The organism is Xenorhabdus sp. NBAII XenSa04, from assembly GCF_963866145.1.
Classification (GTDB): Bacteria; Pseudomonadota; Gammaproteobacteria; order Enterobacterales; family Enterobacteriaceae; genus Xenorhabdus; species Xenorhabdus indica.
This window is the reverse complement of sequence record NZ_CAWMEB010000003.1, coordinates 20,842-41,887: the sequence shown is the minus strand read 5'-3', so window position 1 is coordinate 41,887 and position 21,046 is coordinate 20,842. Positions and strand designations below refer to the sequence as shown.

At 42.5% G+C, this 21,046-nt stretch carries 22 protein-coding genes; 8 read left to right on the top strand and 14 right to left on the bottom strand.

What is annotated here, in order from left to right; all coding sequences use genetic code 11:
• Nucleotides 1–7: 7 nt before the first annotated feature.
• The 3 genes from cgtA to rplU form a co-directional block, all read right to left on the bottom strand.
• Nucleotides 8–1,177 (bottom strand): Obg family GTPase CgtA, encoded by a 1,170-nt coding sequence (gene cgtA / locus AAC147_RS00360; protein ID WP_047684395.1) that lies wholly within the window; start codon nucleotides 1,175–1,177, stop codon nucleotides 8–10.
• 130 nt (nucleotides 1,178–1,307) lie between these two features.
• Complete coding sequence (gene rpmA / locus AAC147_RS00355; RefSeq protein ID WP_038261469.1) at nucleotides 1,308–1,565, bottom strand: 50S ribosomal protein L27; 258 nt, start codon at nucleotides 1,563–1,565, stop codon at nucleotides 1,308–1,310.
• A gap of 20 nt (nucleotides 1,566–1,585) precedes the next feature.
• On the bottom strand, nucleotides 1,586–1,894 hold the full coding sequence (rplU, locus tag AAC147_RS00350) for a 50S ribosomal protein L21 (RefSeq protein ID WP_045968299.1): 309 nt from the start codon (nucleotides 1,892–1,894) through the stop codon (nucleotides 1,586–1,588).
• 250 nt (nucleotides 1,895–2,144) lie between these two features.
• Between rplU and ispB the strand changes: the two genes are divergently transcribed.
• A complete protein-coding gene (gene ispB / locus AAC147_RS00345) occupies nucleotides 2,145–3,116 on the top strand; it encodes an octaprenyl diphosphate synthase (RefSeq protein WP_047684391.1) in 972 nt (323 codons plus the stop codon).
• Nucleotides 3,117–3,158: 42 nt separating this feature from the next.
• On the opposite strand, the gene AAC147_RS00340 is transcribed toward ispB, so the two are convergent.
• Both AAC147_RS00340 and AAC147_RS00335 read right to left on the bottom strand, forming a co-directional pair.
• Nucleotides 3,159–3,542 carry a DNA-binding protein gene (locus tag AAC147_RS00340; protein ID WP_047684388.1) on the bottom strand — a complete coding sequence of 128 codons (384 nt, stop codon included), beginning with the start codon at nucleotides 3,540–3,542 and terminating at the stop codon, nucleotides 3,159–3,161.
• A 77-nt stretch (nucleotides 3,543–3,619) separates the two neighbouring features.
• On the bottom strand, nucleotides 3,620–3,967 hold the full coding sequence (locus tag AAC147_RS00335; RefSeq protein ID WP_047684385.1) for a DNA-binding protein: 348 nt from the start codon (nucleotides 3,965–3,967) through the stop codon (nucleotides 3,620–3,622).
• 187 nt (nucleotides 3,968–4,154) lie between these two features.
• On the opposite strand from AAC147_RS00335, the gene AAC147_RS00330 reads away from it, so the two are divergent.
• The gene (locus AAC147_RS00330; protein ID WP_047684383.1) at nucleotides 4,155–4,418 is read left to right on the top strand and encodes a helix-turn-helix domain-containing protein; all 264 of its coding nucleotides are present in this window, start codon (nucleotides 4,155–4,157) and stop codon (nucleotides 4,416–4,418) included.
• 110 nt (nucleotides 4,419–4,528) lie between these two features.
• Here the strand turns inward: AAC147_RS00330 and mdh are convergent, their stop codons facing one another.
• Together mdh and AAC147_RS00320 are read right to left on the bottom strand one after the other, a co-directional pair.
• The gene (mdh, locus tag AAC147_RS00325) at nucleotides 4,529–5,467 is read right to left on the bottom strand and encodes a malate dehydrogenase (RefSeq protein ID WP_047684380.1); all 939 of its coding nucleotides are present in this window, start codon (nucleotides 5,465–5,467) and stop codon (nucleotides 4,529–4,531) included.
• Between the two features lie 190 nt (nucleotides 5,468–5,657).
• Entirely contained in the window at nucleotides 5,658–5,852 is a 195-nt protein-coding gene (locus AAC147_RS00320) for a hypothetical protein (RefSeq protein ID WP_047684377.1), read from the bottom strand.
• Between the two features lie 56 nt (nucleotides 5,853–5,908).
• On the opposite strand from AAC147_RS00320, the gene argR reads away from it, so the two are divergent.
• Nucleotides 5,909–6,379, top strand: a complete 471-nt coding sequence (argR, locus tag AAC147_RS00315; protein ID WP_047684374.1) for a transcriptional regulator ArgR — start codon at nucleotides 5,909–5,911, stop codon at nucleotides 6,377–6,379.
• A gap of 135 nt (nucleotides 6,380–6,514) precedes the next feature.
• Here argR and mpl read toward each other — a convergent pair whose 3' ends face one another.
• On the bottom strand, nucleotides 6,515–7,885 hold the full coding sequence (mpl, locus tag AAC147_RS00310) for a UDP-N-acetylmuramate:L-alanyl-gamma-D-glutamyl-meso-diaminopimelate ligase (RefSeq protein WP_047684373.1): 1,371 nt from the start codon (nucleotides 7,883–7,885) through the stop codon (nucleotides 6,515–6,517).
• Nucleotides 7,886–8,055: 170 nt separating this feature from the next.
• On the opposite strand from mpl, the gene fbp reads away from it, so the two are divergent.
• Both fbp and ppa read left to right on the top strand, forming a co-directional pair.
• A complete protein-coding gene (gene fbp / locus AAC147_RS00305) occupies nucleotides 8,056–9,069 on the top strand; it encodes a class 1 fructose-bisphosphatase (protein WP_047684370.1) in 1,014 nt (337 codons plus the stop codon).
• A 325-nt stretch (nucleotides 9,070–9,394) separates the two neighbouring features.
• Nucleotides 9,395–9,925 carry an inorganic diphosphatase gene (gene ppa / locus AAC147_RS00300; protein ID WP_047684367.1) on the top strand — a complete coding sequence of 177 codons (531 nt, stop codon included), beginning with the start codon at nucleotides 9,395–9,397 and terminating at the stop codon, nucleotides 9,923–9,925.
• A 132-nt stretch (nucleotides 9,926–10,057) separates the two neighbouring features.
• Here the strand turns inward: ppa and AAC147_RS00295 are convergent, their stop codons facing one another.
• From AAC147_RS00295 to tamA, 3 genes are read right to left on the bottom strand one after another with little or no spacing between them, the layout of a single operon-like run.
• Nucleotides 10,058–10,405: a gamma-glutamylcyclotransferase family protein gene (locus AAC147_RS00295; protein ID WP_038261434.1), complete on the bottom strand. Its 348-nt coding sequence runs from the start codon at nucleotides 10,403–10,405 to the stop codon at nucleotides 10,058–10,060.
• Nucleotides 10,406–10,407: 2 nt separating this feature from the next.
• Nucleotides 10,408–14,169: an autotransporter assembly complex protein TamB gene (tamB, locus tag AAC147_RS00290; RefSeq protein ID WP_047684364.1), complete on the bottom strand. Its 3,762-nt coding sequence runs from the start codon at nucleotides 14,167–14,169 to the stop codon at nucleotides 10,408–10,410.
• Complete coding sequence (gene tamA / locus AAC147_RS00285) at nucleotides 14,166–15,908, bottom strand: autotransporter assembly complex protein TamA (RefSeq protein WP_047684361.1); 1,743 nt, start codon at nucleotides 15,906–15,908, stop codon at nucleotides 14,166–14,168. Before tamA ends, tamB begins: the two co-directional genes overlap by 4 nt.
• 134 nt (nucleotides 15,909–16,042) lie before the next feature.
• Between tamA and msrA the strand changes: the two genes are divergently transcribed.
• Together msrA and AAC147_RS00275 are read left to right on the top strand one after the other, a co-directional pair.
• Nucleotides 16,043–16,690: a peptide-methionine (S)-S-oxide reductase MsrA gene (gene msrA / locus AAC147_RS00280; protein ID WP_047684547.1), complete on the top strand. Its 648-nt coding sequence runs from the start codon at nucleotides 16,043–16,045 to the stop codon at nucleotides 16,688–16,690.
• A 157-nt stretch (nucleotides 16,691–16,847) separates the two neighbouring features.
• A complete protein-coding gene (locus AAC147_RS00275) occupies nucleotides 16,848–18,179 on the top strand; it encodes a hemolysin family protein (protein ID WP_047684358.1) in 1,332 nt (443 codons plus the stop codon).
• Nucleotides 18,180–18,319: 140 nt separating this feature from the next.
• Here the strand turns inward: AAC147_RS00275 and AAC147_RS00270 are convergent, their stop codons facing one another.
• A complete protein-coding gene (locus AAC147_RS00270) occupies nucleotides 18,320–18,526 on the bottom strand; it encodes a DUF1107 domain-containing protein (protein WP_038261417.1) in 207 nt (68 codons plus the stop codon).
• A 343-nt stretch (nucleotides 18,527–18,869) separates the two neighbouring features.
• Here AAC147_RS00270 and AAC147_RS00265 point away from each other — a divergent pair, with 343 nt between their 5' ends.
• Entirely contained in the window at nucleotides 18,870–19,427 is a 558-nt protein-coding gene (locus AAC147_RS00265; protein ID WP_047684355.1) for a YtfJ family protein, read from the top strand.
• Nucleotides 19,428–19,581: 154 nt separating this feature from the next.
• Here the strand turns inward: AAC147_RS00265 and cysQ are convergent, their stop codons facing one another.
• Complete coding sequence (gene cysQ / locus AAC147_RS00260) at nucleotides 19,582–20,322, bottom strand: 3'(2'),5'-bisphosphate nucleotidase CysQ (protein WP_047684353.1); 741 nt, start codon at nucleotides 20,320–20,322, stop codon at nucleotides 19,582–19,584.
• A gap of 69 nt (nucleotides 20,323–20,391) precedes the next feature.
• Nucleotides 20,392–21,012 (bottom strand): peptidylprolyl isomerase, encoded by a 621-nt coding sequence (locus AAC147_RS00255; protein ID WP_047684351.1) that lies wholly within the window; start codon nucleotides 21,010–21,012, stop codon nucleotides 20,392–20,394.
• Nucleotides 21,013–21,046 lie beyond the last annotated feature (34 nt).

Sequence of the window (21,046 nt, the reverse complement as noted above, 5' to 3'; positions counted from 1 at the left end):
TGAGAACTTAGCGTTTGTAAATAAATTCAACGCCTTCGTCATCTTCTTCATCCCAGTTGTCATCCCAATCATCAGTATCAGATGATTGCTGCAACTGTTCCTTATGGTAGTCATCCCACATGAACTCCACTTTCTTCGGTTGAGATCCTTCCTCGGCATCTACTTGGCGAGGCTGAGCCTTGATGAATTCCATGATATCCCAGCAGAGCTCTTTCACTCCCTGACGATTCACCGCTGAAATCATGTAGTAATCGCCTTCCCAACCCAGTTCATCAGCAATTGCCTTCGCTTTCAATTTAGCTTCTTCCGGATCGGTCAGATCAACCTTATTGAATACCAACCAGCGTGGTTTTTCAGCCAGTTTTTCACTGTATTTATGCAGTTCATTGATGATAATACGAGCATTCTCTACTGGATCAGATTCATCAATTGGACAGAGATCAATTAAATGCAACAGTACACGGCAACGCTCCAAGTGTTTCAGAAAACGGATACCCAAACCGGCACCTTCTGATGCACCTTCAATCAAACCTGGGATATCCGCTACGACGAAGCTTTGCTCGTTATCCATACGTACGACACCAAGACTTGGTACTAACGTCGTAAATGGATAATCAGCGACTTTAGGTTTTGCTGCTGAAACAGCGCGGATGAAGGTAGATTTACCCGCATTTGGCATTCCCAACATCCCTACGTCAGCCAACAACATCAGCTCCAACAGTAGCTCACGACTTTCTCCCGGCGTTCCCATGGTTCTTTGGCGAGGAGCGCGGTTAACAGAGGATTTAAAACGGGTGTTACCCAATCCATGAAAACCACCTTTCGCAACCATCAAGCGTTGCTCATGACGTACCATATCGCCCAGAATTTCCCCTGTCGCGATATCACGGATACGAGTCCCTACTGGTACTTTAATGGTAATATCCTGACCACGCTTGCCAGTACAATCGCGGCTTTGCCCATTTTGCCCACGTTCAGCACGGAAGGACTTCTCAAAACGGTAGTCAATTAGTGTATTGAGGTTTTCATCTGCCAGTAGATAAACATCACCGCCATCACCGCCATCACCGCCGTCCGGCCCACCTTTTGGAATATATTTTTCACGACGGAAGCTGACACAGCCATTGCCACCATCTCCCGCTACAACCAGTATCCTGGCTTCATCTACAAATTTCATCATTTTTCTCCGTAGGATAGCCACTATAAAGCTGGATGGCAGATCGTACCCAGAGATGGCATAATCCAAAATATAAAAAGCCCCGCAACACATATTGCAGGGCTTCCGATTCGATCGAAGTTCAAAAAATTTATTCAGCTACGATGCTGATAAATTTACGGTTTTTTGGACCTTTAACTTCGAATTTAACTTTTCCGTCAGCTAATGCAAACAGGGTGTGGTCACGGCCACAACCTACATTGTTGCCTGCGTGGAATTTAGTACCACGTTGACGAACGATGATGCTACCTGCCAAAACAGATTCACCACCAAAACGTTTTACACCCAGACGTTTGCTTTCAGAATCGCGACCGTTACGAGTCGAGCCGCCAGCCTTTTTGTGTGCCATTAATCTGCTCTCCTAATATCTTAAGCGATGCCAGTGATTTTAACATCAGTGAACCACTGACGGTGGCCCTGCTGCTTACGGCTGTGTTTACGACGACGAAACTTAACGATTTTAACTTTCTCGCCACGACCGTGCGCAACAACTTCAGCTTTAACTTTAACGCCTTCAACTACTGGAGCGCCGATTTTGATGTCTTCACCATTAGCGACCATCAGAACCTGGTCAAACTCAACAGTTTCACCTGTTGCGATGTCCAGCTTTTCCAAGCGAATAGTTTGACCTTCGCTTACTCGGTGTTGTTTACCACCACTTTGGAAAACCGCGTACATATAAACTCCGCTTTCCGCACACTCCCTAAAATTCTTTCCAGAGCGCGCTATAAAATATTCACAATAGGGCGCGAATTCTACGCAAAAACCACTTGGAAGACAAGAGCAGAATTAGAGCAGAGGAGAAAAAAGCCGAGTTTTTCGATTGTCATTTATTTGAACGGTTTTTCAAGTACAATCAACCTATCGCGATATCTATTGATACACTAATTAATGAGCACAGTTCTGAATCAGAGTCCGAAGCCAAAACATGAACTTAGAAACTATAATTAAACTTACAGCTGATGATATGGCAGCGGTTAATGAAACAATTCTTAACCAATTAAATTCTGATGTAGCGCTAATCAACCAGCTTGGTTATTACATTATCAGCGGCGGTGGTAAACGTATTCGCCCAATGATCGCAGTGTTGGCTGGTAAGGCACTGCATTATGAGGGAAATAAACATATCAAAATTGCTGCCCTGATCGAATTTATCCATACAGCAACCCTACTCCATGATGACGTCGTAGATGAGTCCGATATGCGCCGCGGTAAAGCAACTGCCAATGCTATGTATGGCAATGCAGCCAGCGTTCTGGTTGGCGATTTTATCTATACCCGCTCGTTTCAGATGATGACAGACCTCAATTCTATGCGAGTGCTGAAATTGATGTCTGACGCCACGAATGTTATCGCTGAAGGTGAAGTAATGCAGTTGATGAACTGTAACGATCCGAACATTTCAGAAGATGACTACATGTGCGTAATTTACAGTAAAACTGCACGCCTGTTTGAAGTAGCTGCGCATTCTGCTGCTATTTTGTCTGGTGCAACTCAGGAGCAAGAAGAAGCACTACGTGATTATGGTCGCTATCTTGGTACTGCATTTCAATTGATTGATGACCTGTTAGACTACGATTCCGATGATAATACACTTGGGAAAAACACCGGAGATGATTTAAACGAAGGTAAACCAACTCTCCCACTTTTACATGCAATGAATCACGGAACACCTGAACAGTCAGCATTGATCCGCGAAGCTATTGAGAAAGGCAATGGCCGCCATTTGCTGGATACTGTGCTTACAACGATGAAACAGTGTGGTTCACTTGATTACACCCGCCAACGGGCGGAGGAAGAAGCGGATAAAGCAATCTCAGCGTTACAAGTACTTGATGAGTCTCCATACAAAGCGGCCCTTGTGGGATTGGCCCACATCGCTGTACAGCGACTTTCCTGAGCCAGACCCAAGATAGTATGCCCTGGGTATAAGTATCCCAGACTATTCAGTCTGGGATACGCCTTTGTTTTCAACTTCTTGAATTCCTATATACTGCACAATGCTGGCAAGTCCTTTACGTAAAATGAACTTAACCATTCGCTCCCTTTCTGGCTTGGTCAATTGATAATAAGCTTCCACCCAAATCATAAACGGATCCTGTCGTTTGTTCCGATAATACTCAACCGAGCTCTCACTAACGGTCAGTACATTCAAAACATCTTCGGGCAAGCTATTGATATGATATTCGAGAGCTTTTCCCTGCACTCCACGCTTACGGCGTTGTTCCCAACCTTCACGTCTTGCCATCAGGTTTACTCCCTGGGGGGACGATGGCAGACCAGCGAGGCCAATGAGTTCCTTTGCAGAATACCATTCTTTTTTCATCTCTCTTTCTCCTCGCTTTGTACCGGAGCAGTAAAGAGGAAGCCAAATTTTAAACATTTAGCTTTTCAAAAGCTGCCTCAGGTAGCTACGATTTTTTCCAAAAAACTTCTTATTCCATCTCGTAGTATCACTTCTGTAATTATCTCCTTTTCTTCATCCGTGAGTAGATTAAACGCACTTACCCAAATGGATAGTGGGTCTTGTTTCTGAACCTGATATTCAGGTGATATTTCATTAAGTTCCAGAGCTGCCAATGTTGTTTCAGGAAAACATGAATAGTGATATTCAATCGCCCTTCCTTGAACACCTGTTCGTTTTTGTCTCAACCACTCTTCACGTTTGGCTCTGGCATTCACTCCTTGTGGTGATCTAGGTAACTCACCTACACCGGTCAACTCCATTGCCGTATACCACTCTTTTTTCATAATGTTTCTCTATTTTTGTAACCAAGTTCAAAAAAGAAGTTATTAAGAAAAAATTAAAAATATTTTTAGAAAAAATAATGTTATTTTATTTTCTTAATAACAGATCCATGTTCGTTATTAATTTCACTCTAACGCTTTAGTTATACCACTAATGTGGCTCTAAATTTAATAGGAAAGGATTAAAAAAATGATTTCTATGAAATCGGATTGGCATCCTGCTGATATTATTGCTGCTTTACGTAAACGTGGAACAACTCTGGCCGCTGTTTCTCGTGAATCAGGACTAAGCTCATCAACTTTGGCGAATACTCTTTCTCGCTCATGGCCCAAGGGAGAATGGATAATAGCAAACTACTTAGGTATTCATCCGTCTGAAATATGGCCAAGCCGTTATTTCAATCCTCATACTGGAGAGTTATTAGAAAGGAAAGTAAGAGAGAAAAAAGAATAATTAGCTACCAATATAATTATTGAAAGAAAAACCGCTAGCTTTTTTAAACTAGCGGTTTTCGTTATCTAATATATTTAAATTAATTCGTATATTAATAAATTAAGAATAAATTAACCATTAATAAATCTTTCGCCTAATTCAATATCTTTTTTCAGAACATCCAGCATATTATCCAATGCTTTCTGTTCAAACTCACTCAATTGACCAATATCTAAACGTTCTTCAACACCATTTTTGCCCAAACGAACAGGTTGTGCAAAGAAACGAGCATATTTGCCGTCACCTTCTACATAGCTGCATTCGATAACATTGCTTTCACCCTGCAAACCACGGATCAAAGAAAGACCCAGACGTGCTGCTGCTTGACCCATAGACAAGGTTGCAGATCCACCACCTGCTTTTGCTTCAACAACTTCAGTACCTGCGTTCTGAATACGTTTCGTCAACGCTTCTACTTCTTCGTCAGTGAAACTGACATCCGGGATCTGAGACAATAATGGCAGAATAGTTACGCCGGAGTGACCGCCGATAACAGGAACGTCCAGCTCTTCTGGTTTCTTATCTTTCAGTTCTGCCACAAACGTATTAGAGCGAATAATATCCAGAGTAGTTACGCCAAACAGACGATTCTTGTCGTAAACGCCCTCTTTTTTCAGAACTTCGGCAGCGATTGCCACAGTGGTATTCACAGGATTAGTAATAATTCCGATTAATGCTTTTGGACATGTTTTGGCAATTTGTTGAACCAGATTACGGATAATGCCTGCATTAATATTGAACAGATCTGAGCGATCCATACCAGGTTTACGTGCTACACCTGCAGAAATCAATACAACATCCGCTCCTACCAATGCAGGAGTTGCATCTTCACCAGCAAAACCAGTGACCTTCACGGCTGTTGGGATATGGCTCAAATCGGCAGCCACACCTGGGGTCACCGGAGCAATATCATACAAGGAAAGTTCTGAACCTGAAGGAAGCTGGGTCTTGAGTAGAAGGGCAAGTGCCTGACCAATACCACCGGCTGCACCGAGAACTGCAACTTTCATCCTGATACTCCTTTAAATAAGTGCTGTAAAAAACTTAAACCTGTCTGGTTAAGAGACTCATATTTCCCATACAAAGTATAAGTATGGGATACGCTCTCAGCCTTACTCATCACTACGTATTAAAAACAATCTGTTAACAGACAGATTATCTACCTAATAGCCTAATGATGGAATACTAAAGTTTTTTATTTTAGACAAAATGCTTATCTGTTAATGAGATAATGGACACTTTTTTAGGAATTATTCCTGTTATCTTATTAATTGCTCTGTTGATTAACTTGCCCTTTTCCTTTCCCCTGAATAATGCAATTTTATTAACAATAAATTTACTGGGTTCAATAATGTAATTATGCTCTCTATTGGGTTTTTCTTCTCTTTCTTGCATAAAAATTCACTTTTTGCATAATATTGGCTTCATAGTGGATTCAACGATGGTGAAATATGCGAATTCCTTCGAAACAGGAAGATTTGATCAAAGCTTTCAAGGCATTATTAAAGGAAGAAAAATTCAGTTCTCAAGGCGAAATAGTTGCAGCACTCCAAGAAGAAGGTTTTAAAAACATTAATCAATCTAAAGTTTCCAGAATGCTGACAAAATTTGGTGCTGTCAGAACCCGTAATGCAAAAATGGAAATGGCCTACTGTCTGCCAGCAGAATTAGGTGTTCCTACTGCCACCAGTCCATTGAAAAATTTGGTATTAGATATTGATTATAATCATTCCGTAGTTGTTATTCGTACCAGTCCTGGCGCAGCACAGTTGATCGCGCGTTTATTGGATTCATTAGGAAAAGCAGAAGGGATCCTTGGCAGTATTGCAGGAGATGACACTGTTTTTTCTACACCGACACAAGCCCTCACAACCAAACAGCTCTATGAGGCTATCCTCAACTTGTTTGAGCAAGAACTGTAAATCAATCGTCCATCAAGATCATGTAAAAACACGGTATCACTACATACCATTTTACCAGAGAAAATTTTGCCAGAGGTTCTGTGCGAGAGGATCGCTTGATTATTGCGATCCTCTTAATTTAACGCTTGTGATCAATTAAGCAGCGTGTGCTTTCTTATTCAACGCCGCCAATAATTTCTCATGAATACCACCAAAACCACCATTACTCATGATCAGTATGTGGTCACCCGGCTGTACTGCCTCCACAATCATACGTACCAACGTGTCAATATCTGCACTCCAGCGAGCAGGTTGAACACATTGTTCCACAATTTCAGCAACCTGCCACTGGATATTACCAGGCTGAAACAGAAAAACTTCATCCGCCCGGCCCAGGGAAGGTGCAATATCATTTTTGCTTATACCCAGTTTCATGGTATTTGAACGTGGTTCCAGTACTGCAAAAATGCGCGCCATACTGCCCGCTTTGCTTCTCAGAGCTTCCAGTGTTGCCAAAATTGCGGTTGGATGATGGGCAAAATCATCATAAATCGAAATATCATTCACTTTGCCGAGTAATTCCAGTCGGCGACGAGCATTGATAAAGTCACCTAATACCTGACAAGCATCCTCAGGCTGAATTCCTACATGGTGAGCGGCTGCAATAGCCATTAAGCCATTATGCATATTGTGTTCCCCCACCAATGACCAGTTAACTTCGCCAACCAATTCACCATGATGGTATACTCGATAGGTACTACTGTCCTGAGTGGTTTTTTGGACGTGCCAATCCCCTGTTTCTCCGAGGGATTCCAACTCACTCCAGCATCCCATTCCAAGCACTTGTTTCAGATTTATGTCATTATCGGGCACAAGGATTTTACCTATACCCGGTACGATTCTGACAAGATGGTGAAATTGCTTTTGGATGGCAGCCAGATTTTCGAAAATATCAGCATGATCGAATTCAAGATTATTTATGATCAGCGTACGAGGGCTATAATGAACAAATTTCGAACGTTTATCAAAGAAAGCACTATCGTATTCATCCGCTTCAATCACGAAAAACGGGCTTTCACCAATCTGCGCTGAAACATCAAAATTGCCCGGCACACCACCGACCAGAAATCCCGGTTTATAGCCACAGGCTTCCAGGATCCACGCCAGCATACCCGCAGTTGTTGTTTTACCGTGTGTTCCTGCAACAGCCAAAACCCAACGCTCAGGTAAAACATAATCATGTAACCACTGTGGGCCGGATGTATAAGGAATACCGCGATCCAGCACCGCCTCAACACAAGGATTACCACGTGTCATCGCGTTACCGATGATCACCATATCTGGCACAGGATCGAGTTGTGAAGGATCGTACCCTTGGATCAGTTCAATACCCTGATTTTTCAACAGAGTACTCATAGGAGGATACACATTGGCGTCAGAGCCGGTAACTTCGTGACCTAATGAACGAGCGAGTATCGCCAGCCCTCCCATGAAAGTACCGCAGATGCCAAGAATATGAATACGCATTTATTTCTATCCGATATCATGAAGTGTATCACTATTCTAACCATCAAATCACAGATTAGAAATGCAATAGCCTATCAATCATTTTATTCTTTAGCTAAACTGCCCGCACTTAAGTGCTACCAGAATATGTAGCACGATTTTAAAACCATAACCAAATCAGGGCCTTCGTCATGAAAACATTAGGCGAATTCATCGTCGAGAAACAGCACGACTTTCCTCATGCTACGGGTGAACTGACCGCACTACTTTCTGCCATTAAATTGGGTGCCAAAATCATTCATCGGGACATTAATAAAGCTGGCCTGGTCGATATTTTAGGCACCAGCGGTGTTTCTAATGTTCAGGGTGAAGTTCAGATGAAACTGGACTTGTATGCCAATGAAAAACTCAAAGCGGCATTAAAAGCACGCGGTGAAGTAGCTGGTATTGCTTCCGAAGAAGAAGACGAAATCGTCATCTTTGATGGTGACCGGGCAGAAAATGCGAAGTATGTTGTTTTGATGGATCCACTGGATGGTTCTTCAAATATTGATGTAAACGTTTCCGTTGGGACTATTTTCTCCATTTACCATCGAATTACGCCAGTTGGGCAACCCGTTACCGAAGAAGACTTCCTGCAACCGGGTCATCGTCAGGTTGCAGCGGGTTATGTGGTTTACGGTTCGTCCACTATGTTGGTTTACACCACTGGCTATGGTGTTCATACTTTCACTTACGATCCTTCCCTTGGTGTATTCTGTCTGACCCATGAGAAAGTCCAGTTCCCGGAAAAAGGTAATATGTACTCGATTAACGAAGGGAACTACATCAAATTCCCTCTGGGAGTGAAAAAGTACATTAAGTATTGCCAGGAACAAGACGAAGCAACTCAACGCCCTTATACTACCCGTTATATTGGCTCACTGGTTGCCGACTTCCACCGCAATCTGTTAAAAGGTGGTATCTATATCTACCCAAGTACAGCAAGTCACCCGACTGGCAAACTCCGTCTGCTGTATGAGTGCAACCCAATTGCTTTCCTGGCTGAACAAGCCGGCGGCAAAGCCAGTGATGGCATTAACCGGATTTTAGATATCGTACCAAGCAAGCTGCATCAGCGAGTGCCTTTTTTCGTCGGAACCAAATCTATGGTAGAAAAAGCCGAAAGCTTTATGGCTGAGTTTCCAGATGATCCGGATGAGTAATATAAGTCAACTGGTTGATTAATTGGTTCTAATATAAGAAGAGGTGAGGATTCGCCTCTTTCTATTATTACTCCAACACTATTACTCCAATACAAACAACTACCCAGTTATCTCTGTAATATTTATCAGTATTTTTTGACTTGTCCCAACCTAGTTTTGTTCACTCTTTTTTTCTTTGTTCATGAATGATTTTTGAACAGGGATCCTCTACCACCATTAATCTATAGGAGTACAGGCATAATACAGAAAAATGGAATTACTTTAAGTCTGTTTTGGCTATAATATCCCGCACTCCATTTTGGTTTGAAATTGAAGGAAACCTTTTATGAGCCTGAACAATGTACCGGCGGGTAAAGAACTGCCAGAAGACATCTACGTTATTATTGAGATCCCTGCAAACGCCGACCCAATCAAATATGAAGTAGACAAAGAATCCGGCGCTCTGTTTGTAGACCGTTTCATGGCGACCTCCATGTTCTATCCATGCAACTACGGTTATATCAACAATACCCTGTCTCTTGATGGCGACCCTGTTGACGTACTGGTTCCAACTCCATACCCATTGCAGCCGGGCTCCGTTATTCGCTGCCGTCCAGTTGGTGTTCTGAAAATGACCGACGAATCTGGTGAAGACGCTAAACTGGTTGCTGTTCCTCATTCTAAACTGACTAAAGAATACGACCACATCAAAGATGTAAACGATCTGCCAGAGCTGCTGCGTGCTCAAATTACACATTTCTTTGAACACTACAAAGACTTGGAAAAAGGTAAGTGGGTAAAAGTTGATGGTTGGGAGAATGCCGAAGCTGCTAAAGCAGAAATCCAATCTTCTTTCGAACGCGCTGCGAAAAAATAATCCTGACGGATAACAGCAAGTTTTGATTATAAAAAACCTCTGTACTTTTATTTATTGGTACAGAGATTTTTTTATTTGGTTGTATTGGTTAACCTGTTAAAAATGATATAAAAACAGTAACATCGCTGATTTTTATCTCTCTTCGTGCCGCTTCAGCCAGTCACCGCTTTCTATTCGAGGCACTCCCTCAACTGATAACATGTATAAATAGATCCATGCGCTGCCATAAGGGGTTTTGACCAATTCCCTTTGATATTCCTGAGTATTCTTTTTCAAATCATCCAATTCAGTCAAAATGGATGACGTAATGCGATAAACCTCACATTCAATTGTTCCTTCGCCACGGATCACCGCTGGATAATGTCCCAAATCATAAATTTCATAACCTTCCAACCTGTGCTCCCCCAAAAGTTGAGCATAGGTCATCCAGTGGTGATTACCTTGTTTGCGCCTCAGGCTGCCATAAACAATAACTCGCATCTTTAAAACTCAAACTCATAGAGCAGATCTAAAGCCTGATCAATACCAGATACCGCTTCCAGATACAATCTCGGCATCACACGGTAACGTAACGTCAGAGTTGCCAGAGAGTCAAAAATACCAACACCATATTTGACCTGTAAGTCGTTGGTAATCTTGCCGCTCACAACAACCTGCGATTTGTTACCAATTCCTTGTGTATCCAGAGCCAGATCAGAGACACCAAAGGTTTCACCAATTTTGCCCACTAATCTACCGCTCTGCGCGACACCCAAACCAATCAACACAGAAGTCATCTGGGAGTTATCAGAACCCCCCTTCTCTAACCCTTCACCACGCAACAGGTAAGATAACGCTTCCTCTTGTGATTTGACTGGCTCAGAGAAAATTTCAATCTTAGGTTTATCTGCCAATCCCCTCACTTTCACACCAGCAATAACATCATTCGCTGTCGATTCGGGGTTGCGGATCGCTTCAATATTCAACATAGGTTGATCTGGTGGACCAGAGAACAAAATAATTCCCTTGCGTACCTGTAAATCCTGCCCATAAGCGCGAAAGCGACCATCCGGAATATCAATTTGACCGTTCAGCCCCAATCCCTGTTGATCCTGAATGACTTTCAGATCTCCTTTCAACTGAGCGTTCAAACCAAATGCACTCAAGCGGACATCATCACCTACGTGAATATTTAAATTACTTTGAATCAAAATGGAAGATTTTTTCTTTTCTATCGGCTGTAGATTTTTATCCAGCATCACTTCGTCAGGAGAAACATCTACCGCAGATTCCGGTAATTCCTGTACGGTAATGCGTGCCCACGGAATATCCACATTGCCATTGAGCTTCAATAATTGAGGCGTCGCTTCAAAAACCAAATCAGGACTCACATCAATTTTTACCATTGGTGGTACTGTCACACGCAGTTTCTCACCATACGCTGTCACTCTGGCATACCATGCGTCCAGATTGTGCCAGTCTGCATTACCATGAAGATTAAGTTGCCCTTGCGGAGTTTTGATCACACCATCCAGATCGGAACGGACACCATCAAAATGAACCGCTACCTGACTTTGGTTGATATCAAACGGCAACCAGTGGCTACTGACCTGAAAAACATCTGCTTTTAATATGCCAAATAACAACGGATTCTTAGCATTACCACCAAGGCGCAAGTTCGCATTTAAATTCCCTTCAGCTTTTTCCCCTTTATCCAGAATCGGTTTCATCAACCTCAGAGAAAGGGACTGGATATCTACATTACCCGCTAATTTACGACGGCCTTCTAAATCATCAATTTGAACATGACCATTCAGTTGTCCATTATCTGCCAGTTTAAATAACCACGTTAAATCCGCCTTACCATTTGTCAAACCAGCACTCAAAGTCAATGCTTCAAAATCAACAGGTAACGTAGTGCCTTCCACAACCTGCCGAATCTGGACGCCGTTTCCTTGCAGAGTCACGTTCGCTTGTGGTAATTGATGCCCTGCTGTCCATTTGACATTGGCACTCCCACTAAAGACGCCTTTAAGTTGGGTTGTTTTATCCAGGAATGGCTGGATCATGGCAAGATCAAAACGCTCAAACACAATATCAGCCCGCCCACTGGGGCCAGCTTCAATCGGTTTCGGAATACAAAGTTGAGCATTCGGGTTCAACCAACAATGAGTACCAACGATCACTTTTTGCTGTAATTTCTGATAATCAATAGCGATCGCCTTACTTAAGCGCCACTCACCAATCGGAGTCTCAAAATAGGTATTGTTGATATTGCCTTTCCAGCGTTCTTGTTTACGGTCAAAACTCCCATTGAGCGCCAGCTTACCTGATACGGGATTCCCATCCACCTGCAATTGTAAGTCATGCTGTTTTTCTGTTCCTTTGGCATTGAGCATCAAGTTACTGATGATCAGATCTGACTGCTTCAATTGACGAATAACAATCGATAACTGCCCTTCAATCTGATCGACAGAACGCACATTTCCTTTAATAACAGCGCTATCCACCCTCAGCATATTCTGCCAGCCCACACGATGTGCATTTAAATCTGCCACAACTTGCGGTGCTTTCAGGTTGCCACGTAGCTTCACATCACCGACAACCACTCCGGACAATCCCGGCAGCAAGCCATTTAATTGTGGGGCATTGATATCGCCATCCAAATTCCATTTTTCATCGGTAAGATATCCTTTAATATCCAGCGTGTTACGACCAAAAATAAAGTTAAATTGGGGAATATCCCATTGTCCGGCCGCATTGCCGGAAACTTTGCCATGTGCTTTGACAGTATTCTGTTTTATATAACCATCAAGGGATATTTCAGGAAGTTGGAGCTGCCAACTGCCTCCATATAAACTGCCACGTACTGCCACCTTGCCATCTATTTTGGCAGGCCATTCCGGCCACTGTTTAGCAGTATCAACGCTATTAAGCGTCAACAACGCATTCCAGCTAATGGCTTTGCTCCAGTCAACTACACCTGTGAGATCCGCATGCCCCTGCAACGCAGATAGACGCAATCGAGTTAATCTGAGTCGTTCTTCATTTCCCTTTGCATCCAGTACCAATAATGCCGATGGAAGTTCTTCACCCTTAATATCAGAACGCAGGAAAAGATCATAACCACTGGCCTTACCATTCAGACGTAATTTGACATCATTTAACTGATATTCAGATTTACCTGCCAATGGCCACTGTAACCGTTTACCTGCCAATGTCAGGCGTACAGGCAGGCCCGCTTTAGCTAATTCGACCTGAGCATCCAAATTAGCATTCACTGGCCCTGAAAGATTCAATGCCAGATTAAGCTGCTGTAATAAAGATCCGTTCAGTTTTGCCTCAACCTGTTGCCCGTTCAGTTCATCCAGCTGAGTATCGCCCTTAACTGACAAATTGACTGGCCACTGTTCGGACAGTTTTGCCGTTCCCTGTATCGTGAAGGAGCCTTCCGGTGCACTTACGCTGAAGGTTTTGATATCTACCTGCTGCCCCTGATTACTGGCTTGCAGTTTCAGATCATTGAGAATGATAGCGGTATCTCCCGTCAGACGAAGTTGACGGCCGTGAATATTTTCTACCGTAATATCAAGGGGAATAGGAACATTAGGCAATTCAGTCAATAGTGGCTTAGAAAACAGTGTCTTTAAAACTTCTCCCAATGATTCCTCTGGTTCAGCTTTCTGCTGAGTTTTCTGTGCAGTATGTCCAGGAGGGGTTCTCGGCAATGCAACCAATAACTTATTGACTCGTATGGGTTTTAAAGTCAGATGTTTTGCCTGCCACTGAGCACCCGCTTTGAACTCGTCTAAATCAATGACTGTATCATCTACTTTGACATAGGTATTCTTTAAAGAAAGCAGATCCAATGAAATAGGATATGGTGTTTTCAGTTCAGTTAATGGCTCTGATTCTGACGGGTTTTCTGATGGCGGAAGTTCTGCCGTATTGACTAAAACAGATACCCCTTCCGTCGTCAGAGCACTGACACAAACATGGCTGTGTTTCAAACAAGAGAGGCGCAACGAAAGGTGTATTTTGTCAGCATTAACATCAACACCCGATATCTTATATTTTATACCTTGTAATGTTAAATCGCGCCAACCGCCACTGATATCTGCTATCTCCAGTCCCGGAACTAAGCGTGTCGCGCTGTTAATCATAAAATGTAGACCAGTTCGTGTACCCACTAATCCCGCAATCGCTATCAACAACAGGCTAACAACCAATAGGAAAGCAATGCTCAGCCTTTTTGCCCACCTCATAGTTCAGCCCCTAAACCGATATAAAATTGAATGCCATGATTATCTTTATCTCTCACGGGGGTTGCCAGGTCGAATTTAATCGGCCCAACGGGGGAAGCCCAACGTATGCCTAAGCCTGCACCTGTTTTAAAATTGCTCTTCTTGATATCATTCACTGCTTCGCCAGTATCCACAAACAATGCACTCCACCAATTACCATAGATATTATATTGATATTCCAGCGAACCAATAACCAACTTTGACGCCCCTGTTAACTTACCATTACTATCTTTAGGGGAAATCTTCTGGTACTTATAACCACGGATACTACGATCTCCTCCGGCGAAGAAACGCAAATCAGGCGGCACTTTCTCGAATTGATTGGTTTCTATCCAACCAAGATCTCCCCGTAAAACAAAACGGTGTTTATCACGAAACGTTCTAATCCAAACGTGGTGAGCCTGTAAGACTAGAAAATCTACATTTGATCGCCAGGTCGTATCGGAAACATCAATTGAATAACGCTGACTGTCTCCCCAATAAGGCATAGTACCGCCACGCTGGCGAATTCGACTGATATTCGCACCCGGATAAAGCAACGTTGTTGTATTCGTTACATTAGCTTGAGTAAAGTGGCTGAGGCTCCAGCGCAAATTGATACTGTATCGCCATCCTGTGGAGAGATCCCAGTTACGAGAAAGGTTTAAAGTTGCGGTATCCGAGATGGTATCGTTGATATCTTTACGCTTATAACCTGTTTGCAACTCATAATATTGTTCAAGTGGATTAGCCTTAAGTGGCATTTTATAAGATGCATCAATCAATTGATCACGTCTGGAAATATTGATGCTAGTACTCAAACTGTGCCCACGGGAATTGAGCCACGGCTTTTTCCATTTTGCCTGAATACGAGGACCAACATCTGTTGCATATCCTCCTCCCAACTCAACATAATTGGCAGAACGGGGAACCAAAGAAGCATCCAGTGGCAATATCTTGTCTTTACTATCACGCCCCGCAGTAAAATCAGGCACGACAACCGCTGAGTTGAACCATCCAGTATCTGCCAGACGTCGGTTAAATTCTGCCAGTTCTTCCGAAGAGTAATAATCTCCTTCTTTAAACGGCACAAGATTATTCAGGTAACTTTCTCGGATTTGTGAGCCTTGAAACTTAACAGGACCAAAGCGATAACGCTCTCCGCTATCAAAATCAAAATCCCAGAAGGATTCATACCGTTCCTGGGATACTTCCAATTCACTTTTTTTTAACTCGGCATCAAAATATCCCTTCCTGAGCGCCAGATTATTTAACCCACTCTTAAAGTTTTCATACTCGCCATGATTTAGAATTGTCCCTTTCTTCGGCGTATTTTTTTTGATAAGTGCAGCATAATCCTGGTCGGTTTTAGCTCCCCCCTCTAAATCAACCTTAACTTCAGCAACCCGCACTGGTTCACCTGGTGTGACTTTTGCTGTCAAAACAGGACGGAAAGGTGGAGTATTTTCCTGATAAGTGAATTCAATGGTGGGATCATAATACCCCAATGGCCTTAACCCTTTTCGTATGGCTTTTTCGACACGGGCCCGAAAACGTCCATCGGGAGAAACTTCATCAGTACTGATGTTTGAGAGCTGCACTCTGGCATTTTTATCCAGCTCGCCAGAAAGTCCTTCCACTTTCAATCGTAAATTTGCACTATAAGCCGATGGAGCTGCGATAGACACACAAAAAATAAACATGAAAGGGTATCGTGACACGCGAACTCCTAATATTTATTTAGGGGTAAGATTCAGCAGCATAAAAGAATACTGCCATGGATTAATTCTGGTAAAGTTTGAAAGATATACAAGCAACTCATAACCATAAAATAGATGACAAACGGGAGAGAATCTTGCCAAATTCAGCCAACGAAAGCCAACATGTTTCTGAACAGAATGCATTACCAGGCCGAGAAATACCATTAACTGTATCACCCTATCACTACGTTACACAGCATGCGATAAATAACATACCTGATAATATGGAAATTGCTTATGTAGGCATGGGTTGCTTCTGGGGTGTCGAACGTCTTTTCTGGCAGCAGGAAGGCGTGTATACCACATCTGTTGGTTACAGTGGAGGCACCACGCCAAATCCGACCTATGAGGAAGTCTGTTCAGGGTTAACCGGGCATACCGAAATCGTCAAAATTGTATTTGACCCGAACAAAATCACCTATGGGCAGTTATTGAAGTTGTTCTGGGAAAACCATGATCCTGCACAAGGTATGCGTCAACAAGGTGATATCGGTACACAATATCGCTCAGCCCTTTACACGATTTCTCCTGAACAATATGCGCAGGCACTCTCAAGTCGCGAGCAATACCAGCAAGCAATGGATGATAATGACGATAAGCGCACAATTACCACAGAGATCCGGCAAGCCGGGCCATTCTATTTTGCAGAAGATTATCACCAGCAATATCTGATGAAAAATCCAGAAGGGTATTGTGGATTAGGAGGCACAGGCATCTGTTTTCCACCTCCGTCCAGAAACTAGCTGATTTAATAAACTCAAGTTATAATTATCGGACTAAATTCATTTGTCTTACGGCAATGTGCCGTAAGATATTATTTGTGTAATTTTTCATATCTTCCTCCAGTGTTATTCAAATAAAAAACCTACCCTGCCACTGGAGATAAGACACGGATACTTTATGTTAAACAGTTTATTAGTCATACTTTTGCTTTGTGCGATTAGCGCATTTTTTTCGTTATCTGAAATTTCTCTCGCCGCTTCAAGAAGAATAAAATTAAAACTGATGGCTAACGAGGGAAATATCAATGCAGCTCATGTTCTCAAATTACAAGAAACGCCGGGCATGTTTTTTACTGTCGTACAGATTGGCCTGAATGCAGTAGCCATCCTCGCAGGTGTTGTCGGAGAATCTGCCTTTTCTCCTGCCATTAAATCATTACTACTCAAATTTATGCCTTATGAATGGGCAGAACAACTTGGCTTTATTTGTTCTTTCACTATCGTAACCAGCTTCTTTATTTTACTTGCTGACTTGACCCCTAAACGCCTTGGAATGATTAAACCCGAAGCTGTTGCAATCAGAATTGTAAATCCAATGCGTTTTTGTTTGGCAGTATGTCGTCCATTAGTCTGGTTGTTCAATGGGCTCGCTGACTGCATATTCAAAGTCTTCAAAATCCCGATGGCACGCAATGAAGATATCACCTCTGATGATATTTATGCTGTGGTTGAAGCAGGGGCCGTCGCTGGAGTATTACGTAAACAAGAACATGAGTTGATCGAAAATGTTTTCGAACTGGAGTCCCGTACTGTTCCTTCTGCCATGACGTCCCGTGAAAGCGTGGTTTATTTTGATAAAAATGAAGACGAAAACAGTATCAAAGAAAAGATCTCTACCCATCCACACTCAAAGTTCCTCGTCTGCGATGGTGATATTGATCATGTCCTTGGTTATGTAGACTCCAAAGATTTACTGAACCGTGTTCTGAATGGGCAGAACCTCAGCTTAAAAAATGGCGTTCAAATCCGCAATGCTCTGATGATCCCTGATACTCTCTCGTTGTCTGACACCCTGGAAAGTTTCAAAGCTGCCGGAGAGGATTTTGCCATCATTCTCAATGAATACGCACTGGTGATGGGTGTGATAACTTTGAATGATGTCATGACAACTTTAATGGGAGATCTGATTGGTCAGGGTCAGGAAGAACAGATTGTTGTCCGCGATGAAAATTCATGGTTAGTAGAAGGTGGCACACCTATTGAGGATGTGCTGCGAGTTCTGGATATCGATGATTTCCCGGATTCCAACAATTATGAAACGATTGCCGGGTTTATGATGTTCCGTTTGCGGAAGATCCCAAAACGCACAGATTATGTGAAATTTGAAGGTTACAAATTTGAAGTAGTCGATATTGATAACTACAAAATTGATCAATTACTGGTAACCAAAATTGTGGATACACCATCTCCTTCCAGTTCAGGCCCTACTGAGCAGGCAGTATCTGAGTAACAAACTCAAAGAAAAACTGTCATTAGAAAAACTCTCCTTACAAAAAAACGGCCGAAAGGAAAGGCCGTTTATTATACCAATTATGTTGCGTCAATCATGATATATAAGCATATAAAACCATTAAGTTAGCTGTCAAAAAGCTATCCCATTTCAGCCTGTAGGAGCAACACGTGCTGGTTAACTTCACTCATTACATGGAAATGACGTTTATCTTTTATCCTTGGAGGTAAAATTTTCCCATAATTAAATTCAAAAGCACCCATATCCTTAATATACAACCGCCCACGGAATAGGGTTTTTACGTAGAGAGCAATTTTTAGTGGATTATAGTGGCGAAAGATTTTCATCTTTTTTTATTCCTCCGTGCTTCTTACGATACTATTTTTTTACTGCATTTTTTTGTTGCATTGTTGTTTACTGCATTGCGTGATCAAACACATCACTGCTGTGTACGATGTATAGACTCTATATCCGACAATTTGTTCCCCAACATTGAAGATTCAATCACTACTTTTACGTAACATGATGAAAAAAGAGAGCATTATGTTATATTGTCTGAAGATTACCTTATATTTTATTTTGAATGTTAATAAATTGTTGTATTTTGTAAGGACAGACCCGCCAACACGCGCTATGCTGAATATGATGCACCTTGATAACATGCCATATCATGCCAAATAAGGAATAAACATGCTAAAAAACATAACATTACCTTTAATATTGGGCTTAGCTTCAATATCTGCGTTTGCCCACAATATTACTGTCGAAAAACCCGTTCCTGTTGTCATCGTAACAGATAAAGGTGAACTACTTCTCAATGACAATAAGTTTAGCTATCAGAAATGGAACAGTGCAGAACTTCCAGGGAAAGTAAGAACTATCCAGCATATTGCCGGGCGCAGCTCAGCCAAAGAGATGAATGATCCCCTCATTCAGGCCTTGAAAGCGGCTGATCTCCCGAAAGATCAATATCAAACCACCAGTATTGTAAATACCGATGATGCTATTTTTGGCACCAGTGCTTTCGTCCGCAGCAGTCTTGAAGACAGTAAAAAAGAGTTTCCGTGGTCACAATTTATTGTTGATAGTCATGGTGTTGCCAAAAAAGCATGGGAGCTGGAACCCAAAAGTTCAGCAATCATTGTGTTGGATAAGAATGGTAATGTGAAATTTGTCAAAGATGGCAAATTAAGTCATGAAGAGATCACACACGTTCTTGCTTTGATCAAAGAAGAACTGAAAAATTAATTATCTTTTTATTTTTCTATCATATTGAACTGGTGATAATGGTTTCGTGGCAGGAACCATTATCACTTTTAGCTATTATGATAAAGACAATTGGTGTTAAAACGGTGGTGTTAAAACGGTAATATTAAAATTGAGCTACGATTCGTATTACTCATTAAAAAATCGTCACTCTGAACCCCGGATTCAAAAAAGATTCACGCGGTACATAACTTAGTGTTTTACCGGCCCAATCTGTTACATGTGCACCCGCAGCGATTGCAACAGCATGACCCGCGGCAGTATCCCAAATATTTGTTGGCCCGAAACGGGGATAAAGCTGTGCTTTCCCTTCAGCAACCATACAAAATTTAAGTGAAGATCCGACTGATAGCGTCTGATGCGTACCTAATTGAGTAAGATAATCTTTCAGTTCATCATCCATATGCGAACGACTAACTACAACAGTGGGCGGTATTGCAGCAACAATTTTAATGGGAAATTTCTGCCCATTCGTTTCTTTCCACGCCTGACGTTCCTGCCCTGAATAAAGAACATCATGTGCGGGCACATAAACCACCCCCATTACGGGTACACCATCCTCAATCAGTGCAATATTAACGGTGAATTCACCATTTCGGTTAATAAACTCTTTTGTTCCATCCAGCGGATCCACCAGCCAATAACGCTGCCAGTTTTTTCGTTCATCCCATGTTGGCGGATCTTCTTCTGACAGCAACGGAATATCAGGCGAAATACGCGTCAAACCCGCTTTAATGATCTTATGGGCGGCAAAATCCGCCGCGGTAACAGGTGAATCATCCGTTTTATGTTTTACTTGTAACGGTTGCTCATCATGATAAACCGCCATGATTGCTGTTCCTGCTTCCCGTGCCAATTGGCAGATCTGTTGTAACATCTTACACCTCTGCATTTTCTAAAATAAAATAGCCGGCTAGCCAGTAGCCAGCTATTTTATTGATCAGAATTACAGAATCTCAAGTAATTCGACTTCAAAGATCAATGTACTATAAGGAGGAATAGAAGCACCGGCACCACGCTCACCATAAGCCAGATTATGCGGAATATAGAGTTCCCACTTGGAACCAACAGGCATCAGAGTCAGCGCTTCAATCCAACCTGGGATCACACCACTGACAGGGAATTCTGCTGGTGTTCCACGTTGTACAGAGCTATCAAACACAGTGCCATCAATCAGACGGCCAGTATAGTGAACACGGACACGATCATTGCGGGCAGGGATTGTGCCATTACCCTGAGTCAGAACAGAGAATTGCAAACCAGATTCTGTGCTGTTTATACCTTCACGCTGTGCGTTTTCTGCCAGGAACTTTTTGCCTTCTTCTGCCATCGCCTGCTGGCGTTCACGACGAACGCTATCAGCACGTTCATGTACTTCACGCAGAGCACGATGCAGTTCTTCCACAGGAAGTGCCGGAGCACGGTCTTCCAATGCATCACACAAACCTGCCAACAGCGCTTCTGGCTCCAATCCCTGCAAACCAGATTCCTGCAATTGTTGCCCAACCTGCAATCCAATACCGTAGCTTGCCCGCGCCTCAATAGATTCAAAAGAAGGTTTTGTCATGAAATTACCTGTTATTAAATGGATAAAGGTTCAA

Excerpts from the sequence above, each read along its gene's own strand:
- cgtA (WP_047684395.1), bottom strand. The coding sequence starts at position 1,177 with ATGAAATTTGTAGATGAAGCCAGGATACTGGTTGTAGCGGGAGATGGT.
- rpmA (WP_038261469.1), bottom strand. The coding sequence starts at position 1,565 with ATGGCACACAAAAAGGCTGGCGGCTCGACTCGTAACGGTCGCGATTCT.
- rplU (WP_045968299.1), bottom strand. The coding sequence starts at position 1,894 with ATGTACGCGGTTTTCCAAAGTGGTGGTAAACAACACCGAGTAAGCGAA.
- ispB (WP_047684391.1), top strand. The coding sequence starts at position 2,145 with ATGAACTTAGAAACTATAATTAAACTTACAGCTGATGATATGGCAGCG.
- AAC147_RS00340 (WP_047684388.1), bottom strand. The coding sequence starts at position 3,542 with ATGAAAAAAGAATGGTATTCTGCAAAGGAACTCATTGGCCTCGCTGGT.
- AAC147_RS00335 (WP_047684385.1), bottom strand. The coding sequence starts at position 3,967 with ATGAAAAAAGAGTGGTATACGGCAATGGAGTTGACCGGTGTAGGTGAG.
- AAC147_RS00330 (WP_047684383.1), top strand. The coding sequence starts at position 4,155 with ATGATTTCTATGAAATCGGATTGGCATCCTGCTGATATTATTGCTGCT.
- mdh (WP_047684380.1), bottom strand. The coding sequence starts at position 5,467 with ATGAAAGTTGCAGTTCTCGGTGCAGCCGGTGGTATTGGTCAGGCACTT.
- AAC147_RS00320 (WP_047684377.1), bottom strand. The coding sequence starts at position 5,852 with ATGCAAGAAAGAGAAGAAAAACCCAATAGAGAGCATAATTACATTATT.
- argR (WP_047684374.1), top strand. The coding sequence starts at position 5,909 with ATGCGAATTCCTTCGAAACAGGAAGATTTGATCAAAGCTTTCAAGGCA.
- mpl (WP_047684373.1), bottom strand. The coding sequence starts at position 7,885 with ATGCGTATTCATATTCTTGGCATCTGCGGTACTTTCATGGGAGGGCTG.
- fbp (WP_047684370.1), top strand. The coding sequence starts at position 8,056 with ATGAAAACATTAGGCGAATTCATCGTCGAGAAACAGCACGACTTTCCT.
- ppa (WP_047684367.1), top strand. The coding sequence starts at position 9,395 with ATGAGCCTGAACAATGTACCGGCGGGTAAAGAACTGCCAGAAGACATC.
- AAC147_RS00295 (WP_038261434.1), bottom strand. The coding sequence starts at position 10,405 with ATGCGAGTTATTGTTTATGGCAGCCTGAGGCGCAAACAAGGTAATCAC.
- tamB (WP_047684364.1), bottom strand. The coding sequence starts at position 14,169 with ATGAGGTGGGCAAAAAGGCTGAGCATTGCTTTCCTATTGGTTGTTAGC.
- AAC147_RS00275 (WP_047684358.1), top strand. The coding sequence starts at position 16,848 with ATGTTAAACAGTTTATTAGTCATACTTTTGCTTTGTGCGATTAGCGCA.
- AAC147_RS00270 (WP_038261417.1), bottom strand. The coding sequence starts at position 18,526 with ATGAAAATCTTTCGCCACTATAATCCACTAAAAATTGCTCTCTACGTA.
- AAC147_RS00265 (WP_047684355.1), top strand. The coding sequence starts at position 18,870 with ATGCTAAAAAACATAACATTACCTTTAATATTGGGCTTAGCTTCAATA.
- cysQ (WP_047684353.1), bottom strand. The coding sequence starts at position 20,322 with ATGTTACAACAGATCTGCCAATTGGCACGGGAAGCAGGAACAGCAATC.
- AAC147_RS00255 (WP_047684351.1), bottom strand. The coding sequence starts at position 21,012 with ATGACAAAACCTTCTTTTGAATCTATTGAGGCGCGGGCAAGCTACGGT.